Source organism: Bradyrhizobium sp. Unk1, from assembly GCF_059512345.1.
This window is the reverse complement of the sequence record NZ_JCAMOP010000018.1, coordinates 54,840-73,990: the sequence shown is the minus strand read 5'-3', so window position 1 is coordinate 73,990 and position 19,151 is coordinate 54,840. Positions and strand designations below refer to the sequence as shown.

General features: G+C 58.4%; 15 protein-coding genes. 6 read left to right on the top strand and 9 right to left on the bottom strand.

Features of this window, described 5'->3' with window-relative positions:
- Positions 1-319 precede the first annotated feature (319 nt).
- On the top strand, positions 320-511 hold the full coding sequence (locus AC5ZFO_RS23505) for a hypothetical protein (protein ID WP_496122637.1): 192 nt from the start codon (positions 320-322) through the stop codon (positions 509-511).
- 328 nt (positions 512-839) lie between these two features.
- On the opposite strand, the gene AC5ZFO_RS23500 is transcribed toward AC5ZFO_RS23505, so the two are convergent.
- The 3 genes from AC5ZFO_RS23500 to AC5ZFO_RS23490 all read right to left on the bottom strand — a co-directional run bounded on the left by AC5ZFO_RS23500 (position 840) and on the right by AC5ZFO_RS23490 (position 4,107).
- Positions 840-1,112 (bottom strand): hypothetical protein, encoded by a 273-nt coding sequence (locus AC5ZFO_RS23500; protein WP_496122636.1) that lies wholly within the window; start codon positions 1,110-1,112, stop codon positions 840-842.
- Between the two features lie 275 nt (positions 1,113-1,387).
- Complete coding sequence (locus tag AC5ZFO_RS23495) at positions 1,388-2,758, bottom strand: M16 family metallopeptidase (protein ID WP_496122635.1); 1,371 nt, start codon at positions 2,756-2,758, stop codon at positions 1,388-1,390.
- The gene (locus AC5ZFO_RS23490) at positions 2,755-4,107 is read right to left on the bottom strand and encodes a M16 family metallopeptidase (RefSeq protein WP_496122719.1); all 1,353 of its coding nucleotides are present in this window, start codon (positions 4,105-4,107) and stop codon (positions 2,755-2,757) included. Before AC5ZFO_RS23490 ends, AC5ZFO_RS23495 begins: the two co-directional genes overlap by 4 nt.
- A gap of 196 nt (positions 4,108-4,303) precedes the next feature.
- Here AC5ZFO_RS23490 and AC5ZFO_RS23485 point away from each other — a divergent pair, with 196 nt between their 5' ends.
- A complete protein-coding gene (locus AC5ZFO_RS23485) occupies positions 4,304-4,570 on the top strand; it encodes a hypothetical protein (RefSeq protein ID WP_496122634.1) in 267 nt (88 codons plus the stop codon).
- A 516-nt stretch (positions 4,571-5,086) separates the two neighbouring features.
- Here the strand turns inward: AC5ZFO_RS23485 and AC5ZFO_RS23480 are convergent.
- From AC5ZFO_RS23480 to AC5ZFO_RS23465, 4 genes are all read right to left on the bottom strand, one after another.
- Complete coding sequence (locus AC5ZFO_RS23480; protein ID WP_496122633.1) at positions 5,087-5,812, bottom strand: FkbM family methyltransferase; 726 nt, start codon at positions 5,810-5,812, stop codon at positions 5,087-5,089.
- A 1,047-nt stretch (positions 5,813-6,859) separates the two neighbouring features.
- The gene (locus AC5ZFO_RS23475) at positions 6,860-7,066 is read right to left on the bottom strand and encodes a cold-shock protein (protein WP_496122632.1); all 207 of its coding nucleotides are present in this window, start codon (positions 7,064-7,066) and stop codon (positions 6,860-6,862) included.
- 738 nt (positions 7,067-7,804) lie between these two features.
- Positions 7,805-9,961 (bottom strand): prolyl oligopeptidase family serine peptidase, encoded by a 2,157-nt coding sequence (locus AC5ZFO_RS23470; RefSeq protein ID WP_496122631.1) that lies wholly within the window; start codon positions 9,959-9,961, stop codon positions 7,805-7,807.
- 977 nt (positions 9,962-10,938) lie between these two features.
- On the bottom strand, positions 10,939-12,801 hold the full coding sequence (locus AC5ZFO_RS23465) for an alpha,alpha-trehalose-phosphate synthase (UDP-forming) (protein ID WP_496122630.1): 1,863 nt from the start codon (positions 12,799-12,801) through the stop codon (positions 10,939-10,941).
- Between the two features lie 1,433 nt (positions 12,802-14,234).
- On the opposite strand from AC5ZFO_RS23465, the gene AC5ZFO_RS23460 reads away from it, so the two are divergent.
- The 3 genes from AC5ZFO_RS23460 (at position 14,235) to AC5ZFO_RS23450 (ending at position 17,179) form a co-directional block, all read left to right on the top strand.
- A complete protein-coding gene (locus AC5ZFO_RS23460) occupies positions 14,235-14,711 on the top strand; it encodes an Lrp/AsnC family transcriptional regulator (protein ID WP_496122629.1) in 477 nt (158 codons plus the stop codon).
- A 384-nt stretch (positions 14,712-15,095) separates the two neighbouring features.
- A complete protein-coding gene (locus tag AC5ZFO_RS23455) occupies positions 15,096-15,932 on the top strand; it encodes a Crp/Fnr family transcriptional regulator (protein WP_496122628.1) in 837 nt (278 codons plus the stop codon).
- Positions 15,933-16,924: 992 nt separating this feature from the next.
- The gene (locus AC5ZFO_RS23450) at positions 16,925-17,179 is read left to right on the top strand and encodes a hypothetical protein (RefSeq protein WP_496122627.1); all 255 of its coding nucleotides are present in this window, start codon (positions 16,925-16,927) and stop codon (positions 17,177-17,179) included.
- 1,005 nt (positions 17,180-18,184) lie between these two features.
- On the opposite strand, the gene AC5ZFO_RS23445 is transcribed toward AC5ZFO_RS23450, so the two are convergent.
- Complete coding sequence (locus AC5ZFO_RS23445; RefSeq protein WP_091967237.1) at positions 18,185-18,394, bottom strand: response regulator transcription factor; 210 nt, start codon at positions 18,392-18,394, stop codon at positions 18,185-18,187.
- Positions 18,395-18,720: 326 nt separating this feature from the next.
- Positions 18,721-18,855 (bottom strand): IS1096 element passenger TnpR family protein, encoded by a 135-nt coding sequence (locus AC5ZFO_RS23440; protein ID WP_496122718.1) that lies wholly within the window; start codon positions 18,853-18,855, stop codon positions 18,721-18,723.
- Here AC5ZFO_RS23440 and AC5ZFO_RS23435 point away from each other — a divergent pair.
- Positions 18,793-19,131 (top strand): IS1096 element passenger TnpR family protein, encoded by a 339-nt coding sequence (locus AC5ZFO_RS23435; RefSeq protein WP_496122717.1) that lies wholly within the window; start codon positions 18,793-18,795, stop codon positions 19,129-19,131. The two genes, AC5ZFO_RS23440 and AC5ZFO_RS23435, sit on opposite strands and share 63 nt — an antisense overlap.
- Positions 19,132-19,151 lie beyond the last annotated feature (20 nt).

Below are 19,151 nucleotides of genomic sequence, written 5' to 3'. Positions count from 1 at the left end.
TCCTCTTGGCTGCTGCCCTGACTTGGTGGATCAATTTTAGTCCGGCCCCGTTCGATATGCGACCATCAAGCCCGTACTAGAAAAGATGAGCTGCTCGCATCAAGCAAAGCACCGCCACGCCGAAGCGAACGTTGCCGTGCGCCATTGCGTGTCGATCAGGTTTTCCCGCGAAAGTGGCCGAAATCGCTACACGATGACCACACCAAGCAGTTGACGAACCCGCTCGCTGTTCTCACCACCTAATGCGGCCGGTCCGGTGCATGGGAATGGCCGGAAATCACGGAAATCGGCTCAGCGCGAAACGACCCAGGACATTCGAATGAACTTAGTGAAGACCTTTGCCATTCGTATGCGCCCCTTCGGCCTTGCTTGTCGACCTGCCCTCGCGCAAGGACTTCCTTCAGACTGCCTGACGCCCCGCAGCGGCTTGCAAGGCAAGACAGTGCAGGGCGCCAAGATCGATGATGAGGTTTTAACCACGACAGCTCTGTGGGCGGAAAGTTGGACCTAAATCAACCAAGGACACCAAGGGGAACGACAGGTCCGACAGGCACCACCGGCACGGCCCCATCCAAAACGAGTATTAACGATTCGGCTAATGGCGGCAGCGCCGAAAGCGACTGAAGCCAGCGCGCACGCCCCAGGAAGCTCTGGCCAGTCCGATGTCGGGGTCAATTTAATAGTGGCAGCGGACGGGGCACGCCGCGCTTCTGGCCGCAGATGAGAACGCGGCGGAACTCTTCGCGTTAGGGCGCCGGATGGCGTCGCGAGCTGTATGCCAAATAGTTCGTCGCAATCCGTCTGCCGATCGGCGCTCGTGAAAAGTTCAAGGAGCTCTTCTAGGACTTGATGATCGGCCTGATCCGGCGCAACAGGGAATTGGCATACTCCTCGCGCTCGCGCATGAATCGTTCTTGATGCGCTTTGAAGCTCTCGGCCCGCTTCCTAATTTGTTCGCGTTCGCTGCTAACATAGTCGGGTACGCTTTGGCCATCCAGGTCGGCGGCTTCTTTCAATTGAGGCCGGGGCCGCTCGATCTCCACCTTCAGTGATCCGGCGAACGCCATCGCTTCAGCAACGAGCGCATCGAGTTCGCTCTTCCAATCACGCATTTGACGCTCTCCCGCGCAGTGCGGCCCGCTAGACGAACCCGGACGTGGCCGAGACGCTGGTTGCTACAAAGGGCAGCCCAACCCTCAGCCACTTCTCATTGATGGGAGCGCCGACGATAATGCCGTCAGCCCTCACGGTCACAATGAACATTGTCAACAAATGCAGTCCAGCCTGCCAGCGTTTCCGTAGAGCCAAAGCGCATTGCCTCCGTCCTTTCGCCTCAGTGCGCGGTGCCGAACTCGATTTCATCGAGCGCTGCTGGCAATAAGACACTTCAGTCCGACTTTGGCGCGGTTGCTGCGGCGGGCTGCGCGGCCGGCTGGGGTGCCCGGCCGACGACGACGGTCAGTAGGCCCCGACCCCACAGCCGCTTGGCAGCCTGCTTGGCGTCATCCATCGTGACGGCATCAATGCTGGCGTTGCGCTTCTCGATATAGTCGATCGGCAGCTTGTCCTGCTGATAGCGCAACAGCGCCTGCGCGAGCTTGCAGGAAGTGTCGAGGGCGAGCATCTGCGAGCCCTTGAGATAAGACTTCGCTTCGTCGAGTTCCGTCTGCGTTGGTCCCCCCTCAGCTATGCGGCGCACCTCTCTCTCGACGGCGTCGATGGTGTCGCCGGCGCGTTCCGCGCGCGTGCCGGTGCTGCCGACGAACACCGCCGAATGCTCCATCCATACCAGCTGCTCAAACACCGAATAGGCGAGCCCGCGCTTCTCGCGGACCTCGCGATAGAGCCGGGAGGACGATCCGCCGCCGAAGATATGGTTGACGACAAGGGCAGCCGTGAAGTTCGGATCGCTGCGCCTCACGCCGGGCCCGCCGAAGGTGATCACGGCCTGTGGCACGTCGAGTGGCAGGAAGGCGCGCTGCGGCGGCGCCACCGGCTCAACGCTGGCGATGGGTGTGAGGTTCGCCTTGGCCGGCAGGCTGCCAAACGTCTTATCGAGCAGCTGACCGAGCGTTACCGGATCGACGTCGCCGACGACGGCGATTTTCAGCGTATCCTTGGCTAGCACGCGGCCGACGTAATCCTTCATGTCGGCAACCGTGATGTTCGGCACGCTGTCCAGTGACCCGCTGGTCTGCCGCCCATAGGGATGATCGCCAAAGGCGATCTCCAGGAACTTGCGGTTGGCCAGCGCGGTGGGATTGGTGGTGTCGCGGCGCAGCCCCGAGATGACCTGGGAACGAATGCGCTCGACATCCGCGATGTTGAAACGTGGTGACGTCAGCACCATCCCCAGCAGGTCGAAAGCCTCGTCCCTGGTGTCGCGGAGCATGCGCAGGCTACCGCCGAACGTATCGCGGGTGGCGCTGAAGGAGAGTTCGATGGCGCGGCGGTCGAGCCGCTCATGGAAGGTCTTGGAGTCGAGGTCGCCGGAGCCTTCATCGAGGAGATCGCCGACGAGGTTGGCGACGCCGGGCTTGTCCTTGGGATCCTGCGACGCACCGCCGGCAAAGGAATACTCCATCGCGATCAGCGGCACGGTCGCGTCCTGCACGAACCAGGCTTCGATGCCGCCGGGCGATGTCAGATGTTGGATCTTGGCCGCGGCCCGAGACGGCGAGATCGACACCAGTGAGAGAGTCATGGAAGTGATGACGGAGAGCGCGATGCGGCACACGGGAAGGAAGGGATAGGTCACGAACGCTTCTCCTGGGGCTTGGCAGTCGCGGTGTCCTTGATCAGGTAGCCGGTGACCGAGCGCTTCTTCTCGAGCCACTTTTGCGCGGCGGTGCGCACCTGTTCGGCGGTGACTGCGCGGATGCGATCAGGCCAGCTGCGGATGTCCTCGACGGACAGGCCCGTCGTCAGTGCGCTGGCATACAAGCTCGCCAGCACCGCCTGATTGTCCCGGGCGTAGATTTCCCCGGCGATGAGTTGAGTCTTGACCCGCCCGAGATCCTCGGCGCGGATCGGGTTCTTTACGATGTCTGCGATCACGTCATCAATCACCTGCTCGACCTCCGCGAAGCTGACACCCTGCTTGGGCGAGGCCGCGATCGATAGCTCGCTCGAGTCGAGCGAGATGCTCCGATAACTGGCGCTGGCGGAAACTGCGAGCGGCTTTTCGATGACGAGCGCCCGGTAGAGATAAGAGTTGCTGCCCCTACCCATCAGTTGGGCGAGCACTTCGAGCGCGGCGCTCTCGCCGGCTGCAGCGGTGGTCGCCGAAGGCACCAGATAATAGCGGTGCAGGCTGGGCTGCTCGACCCGTGGATCGGACAACGTAACGGTGCGCGGGGCGGCCGGCTCCGGCTCCTGCGGACGAATGCGTTGCGCGGGGATCGCAGGCTGCGCCGGGATCGGGCCGAAATTGCGCTCGACCAGCGGGCGCACGTCGGCGACTTGGACGTCGCCGGCGATCACAAGGATCGCGTTGTTCGGCGCATAGAAGCGGCGGTAAAACGCTAGCGCATCCTCGCGATTCAACTTTTCGAGCTCTTGCCGCCAACCACCGATTGGCCGTCCATAGGGGTGATTGAGGTAGAGCGCCCCGCGACTCTGCTCGCTCAACCGCGCGGCGGGGCTGTTGGCAACGCGCATGTTGTGTTCTTCGAGCACCACATCACGCTCAGGCAGCACGTCCTCGTCCCTGAGCACAAGCCTAGTCATGCGATCAGCCTCGAACTCCATCACGGCCGGCAACTGCTCGCGCGGCACACGCTGATAGTAGTTGGTGTAGTCGACCGAGGTGGAGGCGTTCTCGTTGCCTCCGATGCGATGTACCGTCTGGGAGAATTCGTCGACCGGGTGTTTTTCGGTGCCCTTGAACATCAGGTGCTCGAGGAAATGGGCCAGCCCCGATTTGCCCGGCGCCTCGTCTGCGGACCCCACCTTGTACCAGATCATCTGGGTCACCACGGGTGTGCGATGGTCCGGGATCACAACCACCTGCAGGCCGTTGTCAAGCGTGAACGTGGTGGGCGGCACGGAGTTCGAAGGAGTCTCGGCTGACCCGCCATCTGTCAAGAAAACGCAGGTCAGGGCCAGCGCTAGAAGGCAAGCAACCGAGGGAGGTGAAGATGTCGGCAGCCTTGACAGCACTCGGGCTAGGATTTTCGGAACGAAAGAACGCCGCGCCGGCCGGTTGGACGCGGCATTGTTACCAGCATGGTTCGCAGGGCGCTGGAGCGGCACGAGTTTCTGCAAGCTCCATTGCAGTTCCTTCTGTATAAGGAATGAGATCATGATCAACGTCATCTCTCTGCCGCTCCATGCTTTGCATAACGAAGCGCCAGGCTCCGGCGCGTCGCCAACTACCCAAAGCATTAGCCATGCCAAAGAGGAACTCTTTGAATTACAACTGGTCGAGCAAATTAGTCGCCCAAAGCCCCCTGTTCGCATCTTCACACATCGTCGCACCTCGGACACGGTGCGCGCGGTTTGCAACAGGTCTCGCTATCGAGGAGTCTCCTGCTTCCCGCGTAGGGTGTCGCTGGCACTGAGCGCCTAGCCGAGAACAGCCAACGCGAGCCAGCCCATCGAACCATGTAGTCAGTTGGTTTCGCCAATTCGCAGAGGTCGCCGCATCAGCATTCACTCTGCGCGTCCTGCCACAGAAAGGCCTCAACAAGATCGCTGCAACGCTCGGCGACATCGAGTTTGAAATGTCGAGCTCATCCGGCCGCTCTACAAGTGCGACGCCCGCTCGATGGCGGACCACGTGCGATGTTGCGTCATCGCCGCCTACGCTTGGGGCCTGAAGTTCGACAACGATTATCGGAACAGATCCCCGGGGCGCTTCAGCATTCCTTGCAATCCGGTTCAGCAATTCTGACCGCGCCCAAGGTTCAGGCCACGCGCTGGCTCAACCAGGAAGAGATCGCGCAGCTCTGAAATGCCCGATACCCCGGTTCATCCCTCCCAGTGCTCGCGCTGTGCAGTTCATCATGCTCGCCGGTCAACGGCTCGAGAAGATCGCGGGCCTGCATGTGAATCCTTGATGGCAAGGGTCAATTCTGGTGGCGCACTAGGTCAATCTCTCGAAAATGACGTTTCTTTCAGTCATTGCAGCAAAACGATAGGCTCTACTCTCCATCAGATTTATGATCCGTGCCGTGTTGCCATCGTGAAAATGCTCACTTGGCTCGCACTGGATCACAGCAGGTTTGATGCGCTCATAGTCGATAGCCTTAACGAGCTGGTAATCTAGTCCTTCGCAATCGATCGACAAGAAATCGACTTTGTTTGCATAAGGGGCCAAGAGCTCGTTGATGCCGACGGCGCTCACCTTGATATGCTCTCGGACACCTCCCAAGCCGTCGAAGTCTCCGAAGCTTTTGATATGTGCTTCATCCAAAGAAGACAGCTCATGGGCGTTTCCGATGAAGAGCGTGGCAGACGCCTGCGGAGCCGGCAAGACAACGGACGGCACGAGCACGTCTCTTGGGCGCACTGTCCGGATCAGCGCCCCCAATTCAGGATTGGGTTCGACTAGAACACCTTGTCCGCCTCTTTGATACATAAGGTAGGTATTCGAGGTGGAGATGGGGTGATTGGCGCCGATCTCGACATAGAACACGCTCTCCCAAGATCTTTGGCTTCGACGGAGTCTTGCGGCCAACATTCCTTCTAGAATAACGTCTTCTCCGCCTTGTGCGTAGCTAGCTGGGGCGAAGTGCTTGATCCGAGAATTGGGAAGTTTGAGCCTCTCGACTTCCCGGTTTATGCACTCGTTTTCAAACTCGGAAAACATATAGCTACCCTTCCAATATAAGCTGCTAAAAACAGCTGTCGCATGGCAGTCATCGCGGGGACAACTGACGATGCTGATAGTTGACATCAACTCTTGACGGAGCTGCCCATGATCCATGACTCACGGGATTGCACCTCTCCGGCGTCCGGATGCTTAAAGAGCACGGCTGCCATTGTCAGGTTTGACGGCCGCAGGCGAACGCATCTGCAGTACGCAAAAGAAAGCTGGAGCATTGGTGAGGCCGGAAATGGACGGGCCGGCGTGAGAAATATTCAATCGGCAAATACCGCAATTGAGCGAGCCAAGCCGCCTCAGTACATCCGGCTTCGATGCCTTCATTCGCAGCTGCTTCTATTGCGAGGAGGACCGGACTGTTTGATGACGGCTGTGCGCTCGCCGAGGACATTCGCGCCGAAAACAACTGTCGGGCTCCTTCAAGGGCTTCCAAAACAGCCTTCGCTCCGGATTCAGCTCCTCATGTGAGACACCAGGATGCTCTATGAACGCGCCGATTGCGGATCTTTGATCGGCACGAAGTTGCACCTCGATATGCTTCCCCTCTGCTTGCTTTGGGAGCCTAGCACTGAATTTTCATCGATGGCTGGCCATACACAGGCAGCAATTCCTCGCGGCATGATGAACTGCTGCAGCTTCAAGGTCTCAATGGGCGAGGCCCTTCCGCCCATGATTGCCACGGCGCCGTTAACCTCAACTATATTGGCTAATCAAGTAGGTGCCCTTGGATTTGAGCTGGGACGACGCGCGCGGCGTGCACGTCCCGGCGTGCTGGTCACGAGCGTAGGGTTCGGACCGTTCGTGGCCCGCTGCAGGAATATCTTGCCACGCCCACACTGCGACCGCGCTGGGCAACCCCTCTAACTCGGGCGGCAGTGATCAGTCGACAGCTTCAGGAGATCAAGACTGTCATGCGGTTTGCCTCATGGCTGGCAGAGACGGTCGAAAGGCCAAACGGTTCGGCGTGCAGTGACAAGGCATCGCCGGACAGGTCCGAGAACACGCTTTGCAGAGAGCAGTTTGCGAGTCGGATCAGCCAACCCGGAGATCCTCAGCTAAAATCTTGCCCGAAGGCCCGACCTTGGACTGGTAACTTACCCGGGCCCCCTCTTCGAGGGTGGTGTAACCGGCCTTTTCGACGGCACCGATGTGCACGAAGACATCGGGACCTCCGTCCTCCGGCCTGATGAACCCATAACCTTTGGTCGAATTGAACCACTTCACGATACCCATTGCCACGGCGGCATCTCCATAGTGAACCGTTGTGATCTAGCGAAGAGTCTCCCGGCCATCAAGACCGGCGGCAAGAGACGCCCGCCGTTGCTGCGCTGGTAACGCGTTTTTTCGCTGCAGCCGCATTGTGCAAACGACAGAAAGTACCTTAAGGATGACGACTCTTCAATTCAAGGCTTCAGGATCCAGATGACGTTTTGACTTTCGCTTCACTCGTCGCACGCTAGTGGCTTACAGAAGAGCTGCAGAGCCTCGAACACGCCGCGCTGATCCGGCGCCGAGCTATGGCGGATGGATTTGATCGACGTCGAACAACAGTGCGGCCGTGAGCTTCTTCGCGCAGCCTGGAGCAGGATCATCAATGCGCGCCATGCCCGCATTGAAGCTACCTGACAAGTTTTCTCAAGCACAAAGGGACTCGCAGGGCTACGCTTTAGCTGTTCGCGCCGCACCGCCGGGCCATGTCGCACGAACAGCTTTCTGCCGAGACAATCCTCAAGGAAGCGCATCTGGCACTTATGCCCGCTCGTCCTTTTGGGTTTGGAACGAGGAAGCCCGCTCGCCACCGGTGAAGGCGGTTCAAACCGGTAACTTGCGCACCTGACTCGGTTCATCTTGCCTACGATCGGCTCGTTCAGTGGTATCGCCTTGCTGGCGGCTGGATGAATTCGACTGTCCGGGGTAGCGACGTCGATATGACGAAGCGTTTGACCTTATCGGCTTCGATCAGCCCGTCCTCCGAACTTACTCAGAACAAAGCCGCCTCGATGCATAGGTGAATTCAAGGGCCAGTTCACGCGCATATTCCATGAGATTGGCCGCGGCGCTGTGTCCCCCGTCGATGTTCTCGTAATAGAAGTAAGGCTGGCCCAGCGCGGCGAGCTTCGCGGCAGCCTTGCGGCCGTGCGCTGGATGCACGCGGTCGTCCTTCGTGGAGGTAAGAATTAAGGGAACGGGATAAGTCTTGCCCGCCACCAGCTTCTGATAGGGCGAGTAGCCTTCGATCCACGCACGCTGCTCGGCGATGGCGGGGTCACCGTACTCGCCGATCCAGGAGGCGCCCGCGCCAAGGCTGGTGTATCGAAGCATGTCAAACAGCGGCACCTGGATGATCGCCGCGTTGAAGAGTTCGGGACGTTGGGTGATTGCGGCGCCAACAAGCAGACCGCCCTGGCTGCCGCCAATTGCGCCTAGCCGGCGCGGACTGGTGATCTTCCGGCGGATCAGGTCCTCGGCAACGGCAATGAAGTCATCCCATGTCGTCTGCTTCGTTGCCGCTTGGGCGGCTTGATGCCATTGTGGGCCAAACTCGCCGCCCCCGCGCAGGTTCGCAACGACATAGGCATTGCCTTGCTCGAGCCATAGCCGCCCCACGGGTCCCAGATAAGAGGGGAGAAGCGGAATCTGGAACCCGCCATAGCCATAAAGAAGTGTCGGAATTGCGCCGTCAAATCTCGCGTTCTTCGGTCGCACCAGAAAGTAGGGAATTGACGTGCCATCACGCGAAGTGGCTTCGAACTGCTCCACGACGTGGTTGGACGCATCGAAGACGGAAGGTGTCTTCTTCAATTCCTCAAGGCCTTTGCTTTCGGCATCAAAATACCAGACTGAGGTTGGTCTGAGATAGCTCGAGACGGTGAACATGGCCTGGTCCGCTTCATCGGAGGCGGCTGACAGGCTGACATCGGTATGTTCCGGCAGCGGGATCGGCGTCGCCGACCAAGCTCCCTGATCGTACTTATAAACGAACGCTTTGCTCTGAACGTTCTCAAGGATCGTCAAGATTAACAAATTCTTTGTGGCCCCTAACTCGCTCAGGGCCTGGCGGGGCCCAGGTTGGAAGACAAGCGAGGCCTTGGCGCGCAGCGGATCCTGCTTCCATTGGGCCAAGTCATACGAAATCAGCGATCCGGCGGCGAAGCTGATATCGCCGGGCGGCGTCCATTCTTCGTCCAGCTTCACAAGCAGGCGACCACCCACTAGTCCTATCATCGCGGCCTTCTTCGGCAGATTGAGCTTGACGGGCCCATCGGGGCGGAAGACCACATACTCGTACTCGGAAGAGCTGATCACGCGGGTCGCGCCGGTCACATGAATACGACCCTCGCTGTCACGAAGCACGAAAGGGCGCGTCTGAACGTCGGTGGGCTCGCCACGAAAGATCTCGCGAGCCTCACTGAGCGGCTGAGCGCGTTTGAGCTCCTTCACGACAAAGGGGTATCCGGCTTGCGTCAAAGTCGCCTCGCCCCAGTCCCGCGCAACAAGGAGTGTGTCGCCATCGACCCAGCTGACGTGCTGCTTGCCCTCTGGCAGATAAAAGCCGTCCGCAACGAACGCCTTGGCGTCGCGGTCGAACTCTCGTATGGACGCGGCGTCCTTGCCGCCATCGGAAAGACTGATCAGGCAGAGGCGCTCTTCAGGCGGAAGGCAGCTGGCACCTTGAAAGATCCAATTCCTGTTCTCGGCGACCGCCAAGGCGTCCACGTCGAGGATGGTCTCCCACTGTGGGTCTTGGCTACGATAGCTCTCGAGCGTGGTGCGCCGCCAGACGCCGCGCACCTGGTTCTCGTCTTGCCAGAAATTGTCCAAACCGCGCCGTTCCAATGAAACATATGCGATCCGATCCTTGGCCTGCAGGATGGAGAGCGCCTGTTCGTAGAAGCGCCGATAGCGAGGATCTGACTGGAGCACCCCGAGCGTCTTCTCGTTCTCGGCGCGAACCCAAGCCAATGCGCCTTGTCCTTCGATGTCCTCGAGCCAGAGGAATGGATCATTCGTCGTCGCCAAGGTCGTTCGCTCCTGTGAAAGCGCCGTCGACGTGGCGCTGGCAGCCAAAGGCAACACCGCGGAGAAGAGTGGTGGTGTGCTCGTGGACTTCCTCCCGATGAGATAGGCGGCCACGCTCGCACGCCTGGCGCGTCGAGCAGAAGCGGCGGAAAGCGCGCAAGCGCATGACATAGCGCGGCTTGCGCTATGTCGCGGGCTGTTCACTGCAAGCTGCGTGCCGGCTAAAGAGTCGCAAGTCTCAACCGCTCCGGCTGAAGCACGATGTCCGCTTCGCAACACTGGTTGCCAAGCAGACACCGACGACGTGTCGGCCGGACAGTCTGTCAGATGGCACCGGTCTTTTAGGTTTCGGCGGCCAAGAACGGATGCCCCCGCCTGTATACATCCCTTCGGGCAATTTCATTTGGCAGATTTGTCGACGGGGTCATCATGACAAAGAGCAGCGTCCTTCCCAGGGGATTGCACTCAAGACGATGAGGGCAGAACCAAAGACTACGGCTCTTAGTAGCAACGCGTCTTGAGGTCGAGGCTCTAACCAAACGGGTTCAAGCGCCGGGTCAGGTTCTATCTTTCGATAAGATGACGAAACGAAGCTGTCATCAGCAGTTCTTTTGTCGCTAGGGTCAGGCTCAAACAATCCCGACCCTACCAGCGGCAACGGGCGCACGAGCCCGTGGTCCTTCATCGAAGGCGTACCAAAGGACAAAGGGGCGATGTCGATCGAGAATGCCCGCTGCTGGCGGAGCAGCTTGGCAGGCGCGAGGCGAGTGCGAGCCACTCTGTGCTAACGGTGCTTGCGGGCCTCCATTGCAACGGGCAGCCTTCCGGCGCGGAACGACCAAAAGCTCGCTGATGCGGACGCCACTTGCATAAGCATCGTCTACGGGTACGGAACAACGCGTTGGCTGCACACCGCCCGCTCCATTATGGATCACTCGCGTGATACCTTGATGCAGCTCGTTCAACATTCCCGGTCATCACCCAGGCTTGCGCAACCTGCAAGAACCGCGTCAGCAGCGCTAAAGATCTGGATCGTTCCTCTGTGCTGCTGCAGAACAGCGTAATCTGCCGTCGCTGTGCTCCTCGCCTGCTCAATTCTCCCCGACAATGGGCGCTTGTTCGGAAGGACCGCTGAGCGAAGCTGTGGCTATCGGCAGCTCCCAGAGTCTGCCCTGTGTGTGCATCAGTCGCGTCTCTAGCGCTTCATAAGCCTTCTTCTCGTCTGCACGGGCAGCCTCCTTCAGGGCGACATCCGCGGGGTCGATCTCGTTGTAGGTGGCCAGCGCGTCGGCATGGTTCCGGTACAGCGGCATCTGAGCCACGTTGGTCCAGCCGCGACCGAGAATAAGGCACTGATCAGCCGGAACGGTGACACGGCTTTTGTCCAGCTCCCGGACGTAGTCTGCCGACCAGTCGTGGATGGTATAGGATTCAATTTTGTCCATCATCGACCGCCAGCGCTGGACACGCTCCTCAAGCGGCATGCTGGCCGCTCTTGAAATAGCGTCTGCGATTTCATTGGGATCGTTTGGATCCACCAGCAGCGCCTCGTCCTCGTTGAAGTCTTCAGCCGCCCCCGCAAACTTCGATAGGACCAGAACGCCGGGATCCTCCGGGTCTTGGGCAGCAACATATTCTTTCGCTACCAGATTCATGCCGTCACGCAGCGGCGTGACCACACCTACATGTGCCTCGCGGTAGAGGCGCGCGAGTGCAGCCTGGCTGAACGAGTCATTCGTGTAGTGGATCGGCCTCCGCTCGTCGGTGCCATGATCGTCATTGACGTGGTTGATCGCATTCTCCACGTCCTCCTTGTACTTCTGATACTCGTCGACGTCGGCGCGCGAGGACGGGGCGATCTGTAACAGCGAGATGCTCCGCGGCTCCTTCTTCAAAAGCTCATTGAACGCTTCGACCCGTTTATCGATGCCTTTCGTGTAGTCGAGCCGGTCTGCGCCGATGGCAAACTTGGCGCCCTGAAATTTTTGCAATAATGACGAGACTTTTTCTTGCTCTGCGGGAGAGAGGTCTGCCGCAAGATACGCTGCGAACTGCTCGGGATCGATACCGATTGGGAATGTTTGAAGTCGCGTCTGGCCATGGTCCGTGGTCACAACGCCATCCTTGCTCTCCAGCCCGAAATGGGTTCGCAGGCAGGCCAGGAAATTGTTTAGATCCGGGTTCGTCTGAAAGCCCAGCAGATCGTACTTCACCATCGATTTCATCAGTTCGCGATGGTTGGGTACACACTCTATCATGTCGGGCGTGGGCCATGGCGTATGGAGGAAAAAGCCGGTTGGCCGCTCAATGCCCAGGTCTTTCAGCTCGGCCCCAAGCGGAAGCAGATGATAATCATGAACCCAGAATGCGTCCCTATCTCGTACGTCGAAAGCCGCGCGCGCGATGAAGTCGTTGATCCTTCGGTAGCTGCCATAATCCTCTTCCGATCCCGACATGCGGTCCGGCAAGGAGTGCAATGCTGGCCACAACGTTGAATTCGAATAACCTCGATAGTAGCCGGCATGGTCCGCGGCCGGCAGATCGAGCCTGGCGACGTGGCCTGCACCAGTCGGCACCAGTGGCAGGGACCGCTCGATCCCGTCGCCGCGGGTCTCCGAAGAGCCTATCCAAACCGCGCCGGAACGTTCCACCACCGGCTCGAGAGCCGCGGCGAGCCCGCCGGTCTGGGGTTTACTGGGGTCGAACGGCGCAATGCGGTTCGAAATGACGACAAGCTTCAAATCGCGTTGCTGGTTGACAGCATCAAGGCGTTCCTCCACCTCGTCCGATACACTGGGATCGGAAGAACCTGCACTAGCTAGTTGCTCTTGTGGTCTCTCGTCCAGGTGCTGGTCAAAGGCCGTTTGACCTATGGTTTCATCTTGCCCGGTGGCGGCTGATGTGCTGGCGGGGTCTAACGTTGCCGTATCGAGCGTGTCTTGGATTCGAACCATCTCGCAACTCCGTTTGACGATGTTAACGTTTGCTGCAGACGCAGATCAGCCCCGAGATATCTCCACTTCTCCAGGATGGTAGGTCTAGCTTTCGAGAAGCTGACCGGTCGAGCAAAACGGTCCGATTGCAGCATCCATCCAGGACTTCGAGGCAGTCGTGGCGAATGAGGCGACGAGATGTCGGATTAAGGCAGGACGGCGTTTGGCTTCATCGATTTGATGCGTACACGCAGAGCGTTGTCGTTATAGGCGACGACGCACAATGGCCTCGACGCTACGAAGACTCGGGCGCTGTGGCGAGGTCACCGTCCTGATCGGCACCATTTGAATGCCGCCAGCGCGCATTGACGAGCCTATAGAGTAGTCAATCCTCTGGATGTCGCAGATCCTGCTCGCCAATATCGGCCGCCCGCTCCGGCCTTCCGACGGTATGATATAGACGGTCATCATAGAGTCCTGGCGTGGTCCGCCCGCGGCGATCAGCGCGCATCCGAATACGAGGTAGTAACCTGCAGAGAAGCTTCTTCTCTCAAACTGCCGCGGCTCACAACCTTGACTGTATCAGGTTGTCGCCCTGCGCGGTGATAGGTCCGCTTCCATAACATGCCCTGTTCATACCGTGAGGAGGATACCTCCGATGTGGTGGGCTTAATGCTCTGCCGGCGGCACTAGCAGTGTAGGCGCTACCGACTACGCGCCAACGAACGAAATTGCAGCTCGAATGTTCGACCAGTTTGGCGGGGCGTGCGTCCTTAATGACTTCGTACGGAACCGTACCCAGCTCGCGGAGAATATGAGCTGTAACTTGCGCACTGATGTGTGCGTCGACAGCAACATCACCGCCGAAAATGCGGCCGAGGACAGCGCTTCGCGTCTCCAGCAAGATGGGGTTGCGAGCAGGCTACAGCCTGTGCCGGTCGCGGCTGACTCGCGCAAAACGAGCCGCGTACAAAGGCCCTTTGCGATCCGGGTTGTACCGGAGCGCCGCAGTTGGTGCATGCACCATCGCAGTCATGATTTCATGTTGCGGCTGCTATCGAGCTGGAGGACGAAGTCGCTCCCAAAGGTTCGCCTCTCAGAGGCGAAACGGCGCCTTGGCGCGCGCTCGTCAGGGCGAGTAGCTGGCTGGCCTCAATCAAGATGCCGTTTCCGCACGAATTTATCACGCGGCACGGCTCGATTGCGTTTCGGTTTCGCTTTGGTTCACATCTTTGCCGAAAAACGAAGGCCCGGATCTTATCCGAAAGGCCGGCTTTGCGGCTTCCCTCCCTGCCGCGCCGCAGAATGCCGACGGTAAGGCCCTCCTACTTTGATCAATACCCATCCAAGTTGGGCGTTTGTCACGGAAGATTTCCTCGTATTTTTCAAAGTCGAGGATTTCCTGCGCGGATTGATCATCTCGCGGCGAAATTCATCTCAGGCCGGAGGTGGTTATGCAGTACGACCGGATAGATGCCCGCATTCTCGAGATCGTGCAGAAGAATAACCGTCTGACTTCAGAGGTGATTGGCGAGATGGCTGGGATCTCTCCTACCGCCTGCCAACGACGGTTGAAGAGGCTCCGCTCGGAGGGCATCATCCAGGCCGACGTGTCGGTTTTGTCGCCGAGGGCAGTCGGACGACCTATTCAAGTGCTTGCACTGGTGACCTTGGAGAAAGAAAGCGCCGATATTATCGATAGGTTTAAAAAAGCCATCAAATCATCAATCGACGTCGTCAATGGCTTTTACGTCACCGGCGATGCCGACTTCGTCCTGTACATTACCGCGCGGTCCATGGAGGAATACGAGCAGTTCACGCGGCGCTTCTTCTACGAGAATCGCGACATCAAGGGCTTTAAGAGCATTGTCATATTGAATCGCGTAAAGGTTGGATTTGCTGTTCCGGTTGAGTTTCCCCCAGACGATTGATTGAACAGATGCGGGCGATCATCTCGCGCCCGCTATCGAGCTGTTGACCTGATCGTTCCGCTCTCAGTTGGCTTCTTGGGATCTCAACCAAGATAGCGAGAAAAGACGCACGTAGCGCCCGGTCATACGGCAATGTCATGGACGCGATCATCGTATCGCTAGCGACAAGGTGCAAAAGCAAGAATGTGGCGCGTTGAGTCCGAGCCGGTGCGAACACGTCCAATCGCTTGGTCGAAATTCGTCGAAGACTGGCCCGCGAACGCGGGATTTGGGCGCCGATGAGTTATTCGTTGCATCAATCAAGATGAAGACGTTTGCTATAGTCGCAATCACGTTCTCGTTACGGTCAGGCGCAGGCTAGCAGCCTCTATCAGGAGAGGGACCATGACCGATCGCGTGCCCGCCGTCTTCGAAGTGCTTGACTGCTCTCAAGATAGAGCTCTCAAGCAGCTGCCTGGCACACGACCGGAGCCTCTGCGTTCTCTTCCGGTGCGTCTTGCGAAACGGCCCTTTGTGAAGAACACAATCCTGGCGCGTCTTTCTATCCAGCAGCTTGCGGCAATAGGGGAGTGCCTCAAGCCGGTCGTCTTGAACGAACGGATGGTTCTGCAAGAGCCAAAAAGACCGGTCGAGCACGTCTACTTTGTAGAGAGCGGCCTCGTCTCGCTAAGAGTTGTTGCCGCGGGCAGCATGCTCGAAACGGCAGTCATAGGCTATCGGGGCGTCGTCGGCACTTCTTTCTTGTGGGCAGCACATCTTTCAAGCAACCAATCTGTCGTCGTCTTCCCCGGAAACGCGTACAGAATTCGCGTCGAGGATCTTCGTCGGATCATGAAGGTGCATCCCGAGATCAGAGACCATCTGTTTGAGTACGTGCAAGCGCTGACATTTCAGTGCGTCCAGACAGGATTGTGCGGGGTTCGGCACCATCGTGAACAGCGCCTCGCGAGCTGGATTTGCCTTGCTAGTGAAGCTGTTGATGCCCGCGTGCTGCCAGTCACCCACGATTACCTTTCCTCGGTGCTGGGGCTGCGCCGTGCCGGGGTGACCGAAACATTGATCCGCTTCGAGGAGCAAGGGTTGATTCGCAAGATGCGGGGCGTCTTGCAGATCGATGAACACAAATTGCTCGAAGAGAAAGCATGCTGTTGTTACAAGCTCGTCTCAGCTGCCTATGCGTCCTCATCAGTCCGCACTCTCGGCGAAGAACAGACGAGCTAGCAACCCGCGACTGGCGTTCTGCGTCCCCATGGTTCTTACGACGCGAAGTTGAGGCAATTCGCCGCGAGAAAGGTCTCGCCTTCACGAACCAATCGTTCCCTTGCGTCGTGTAGCTGGTGGTGGGTACCATCATCGGCGGTACCTGAGCTTGTCAGCTTGCGGTTGTCGCAAAGTTGACGGGTCGATGCGGTCCGCGGTAAGCGGGCACGCTGGACAACCGATCCCGCGTGCTCAAGCAGGATCCCTGGGCGCAACGAAGCCGGAAAGCTGGGTGCGACATCCGCACTTCGTGAAGTCGGTATCCTTGTAAAGCCTGGAACCGCCAGCGGGTTTAATCAACAACCAACCACTCGTAGCGGACGCTTCAGGTCCTCATCGAGGCCAAGTCATCGGGATCGAAAGTGCTGCTATCATCGTCCGGGGGATGATGAAACGAATGGGGCAGTTGGCGCATGTTGACTTGAAGCGAATTGCCGGCACGTGAGCAGTCTAACTACCCACCGGCTGGTCTCTTAGCTCAAAACGCGCGCTAACGTCGGGGATAAAGCAAGATCCTGCTGCCTTAGCCCAACGAGTTCGGCCGCTGCCGACAGCCCGAAGGCTGTCGCATCTTGTATATTGATCATCACATTTTCCACGGCGTCAGCACCGCCCCAGCCCTCTTCTTCAATGGGGTACGCCGCGCATGCGTGATGTCCCTTTCGAAAAAGCTGGTAGTCAATGGTAAGGCCCCCTTTTCCTCTTCTCAGAACTGATAGGAGAACTCCGTTTCCGTTTGAGCTATTCCTTCCAGGTTGATGAATACTTGCCGCCCAGCAAGGCCACTGCCGATTGGCGGCCAAATCGCCGAACTTTGAAGTCGGTGATGCTGGTTTCGAATGCTGCGATGTGAGTAGCACCACAAGTCGACAGTCGCTTTATGATCGCGAGCCGGAGCACTTCCGCTATGGGTTGTTCCACGTGAGTATGAGCTGTCATCCCACCGAAGGGGCATGGTGATACAGGTCCTCAATTCCCGTTCAGGTGACTGCGCTTCCCCGATTGTTTTTGTCGGCAGAAATCGGGCCGGTAACTGGGTTGTTTGCGAAAAACGGGGCGCGTTTGGCGGGGTTTTTATCAACCGCGCTGAAGCTCTGAAATACGCTCTCTTCAAGAACGGGCGCCATCCAGAGAGCATCATCGAAGTGGCGCGTGAGATCGAGCTCGATATTCCAGCCCGTGAAGAACTGCAGAAAACGAAGGATTGACCGCCCTTCTGCATCCGCCGACCCGTCGGAGCCGGGCACTCGTTAACCGATGTTCTTGAGCGTGCGCACTTCAACCTTCAATTAGGCAGCCCACCGGCTTCCGCGCAGGTTCTGTCGGTCGACAATCATCGGCCAATCATTGATTCCGCTCGATGTGCTTCACATCGATATACACCTGAACATTAGCCGTCCTGCCTCGTTCCGTGCGACGACCTAAGATGAGAGACGGAAGCACCATCGACTGTTCGATCCGGCACGCGTTTCATTACGCAAGCGACAACTCAAAGAACTAGTCGGTTTCATCTGCATCGGACTATCTTGAGGCGGTTGCGTTCGCCTAACGCTATCTCATTCGCAGCGATACTCAGAAACAACCGACTCGCGGCGTTCCGCCGCAAACATTATTCAGCTTACGACTCGAATCCGCTAGATCATCGAAGAACGCAACCTTCGCATTGGTGGTCTGCGAAAAGGTAGCTCACTAAGCTAATAAGCTTCGTGAGGATCGCGCGAACTTGGTTGAGGCCGCAGAGCGCTAGAGTATCGTGCAACGTCTACCAGTAGCGCGCTTTTGGGATTGCGTTTACGGACTATGATTGCCGTCATCGTGTCCGGCCCACACCGTGTACGCCGCTTTTCCGATGACCACGGCTTCAGTACCCAAGCCGCTACGATCACCACACTTCAATTTGCGACACGTATACGACCGCTGCGTCCGCAGCAGGGGGACGGAACAATCACAACGTTGACATTGGGACCCAACCGGCCGTCGAGCTTTCAAGAGCGTTATGCGCCGATGATCTCACCTCGCCTAGTGGTCCGCGGCGCCCCACAGTGACGATCGGCGACGAACTAAAGCACGCCCTGTTCATAGCAACAGCGCCTGTATTATGGCTATACAGCTGCGGGCGCGTAATTTGCTTGGCGTTTCGCCGGAGCAACCCACAGTCGCGCCTTACATTTCGCCGGATCTGCGTCAGCAGGAACGGAAGCGCGACCGTTAAGTTAAATAAGACGCTGACGCCGCGCCTTGACGACGCACTGGGTACGGCTGGTCGTTTCCAGCTTTCGCATCGCATTCTTGACATGAAAGTTGACGGTGTTCTCGCTCACTTCCAGGATGACGCCAATGGCCCAGGAGGACTTCCCCTCCTCGACCCATCGCAAACACTGCCTTTCCCGTTCCGACAGCACAACCTCTTGCACATCCGCCATAAATTTCTCCTGGAGCCGAGAGGACTAGAACGCGATCAGCAAATGCCATACCACTCAGTGGCACCCGCAAACTCTCGCGGTAGGACAAGTTCTTGGGAGATTGCCGGTCCATTCTCGGGAGACTGCCATCCAATTGCAGTGCCCTATCGACGGGATTGCGACATATGTCGTAAACGCAACAGCGGCATTTACCGACAATTGTAGCAGTCGATCTTTGCGTCAACATCTGTGTGAGCTGGATATCACCCTTTGACCAGGCGCTCCTCCCGCCAGGGGTGAATCCTCAGTGAAGGGCCGTAGCACCCGGCTCGCGAGCCGAGATCCGTTCATTTACACCAAAGCTTTCCTTTCCAGCGTGTCGCCTCGGGCGGGTCGCGGATGGCATCGAGGTATCCAGCATAGCCTGGCGCACCGCCGACGTCTTCCGGAGGACAACGGCCGGCAGCCCTGATCGGCTGCATCTGGCGCTTCAGGCGGCATTTGGCTGGACGGATAGCCATCTCTTCCAGTTCCTGGCTGGCGAAGGGCGTTGCAGTATCCCTGATCCCGATGGTGATTTTGGTGCCCAGCCCACGATGCCCGCAAGGCGCGCCAGGTCCATGAGCCGAACCTCGGCCTCAAGCCGTTTGAAGACGGCTGTCTGTCGAATATTGTTGCCGGCAGGTCGAGGGTCAGGCAAAGGCGCAGCACCGTGGCGCGAGCGCATAGCGATGTTATCGCGGACCACGATCCAATAATCGTCATGCTGACAAAACCA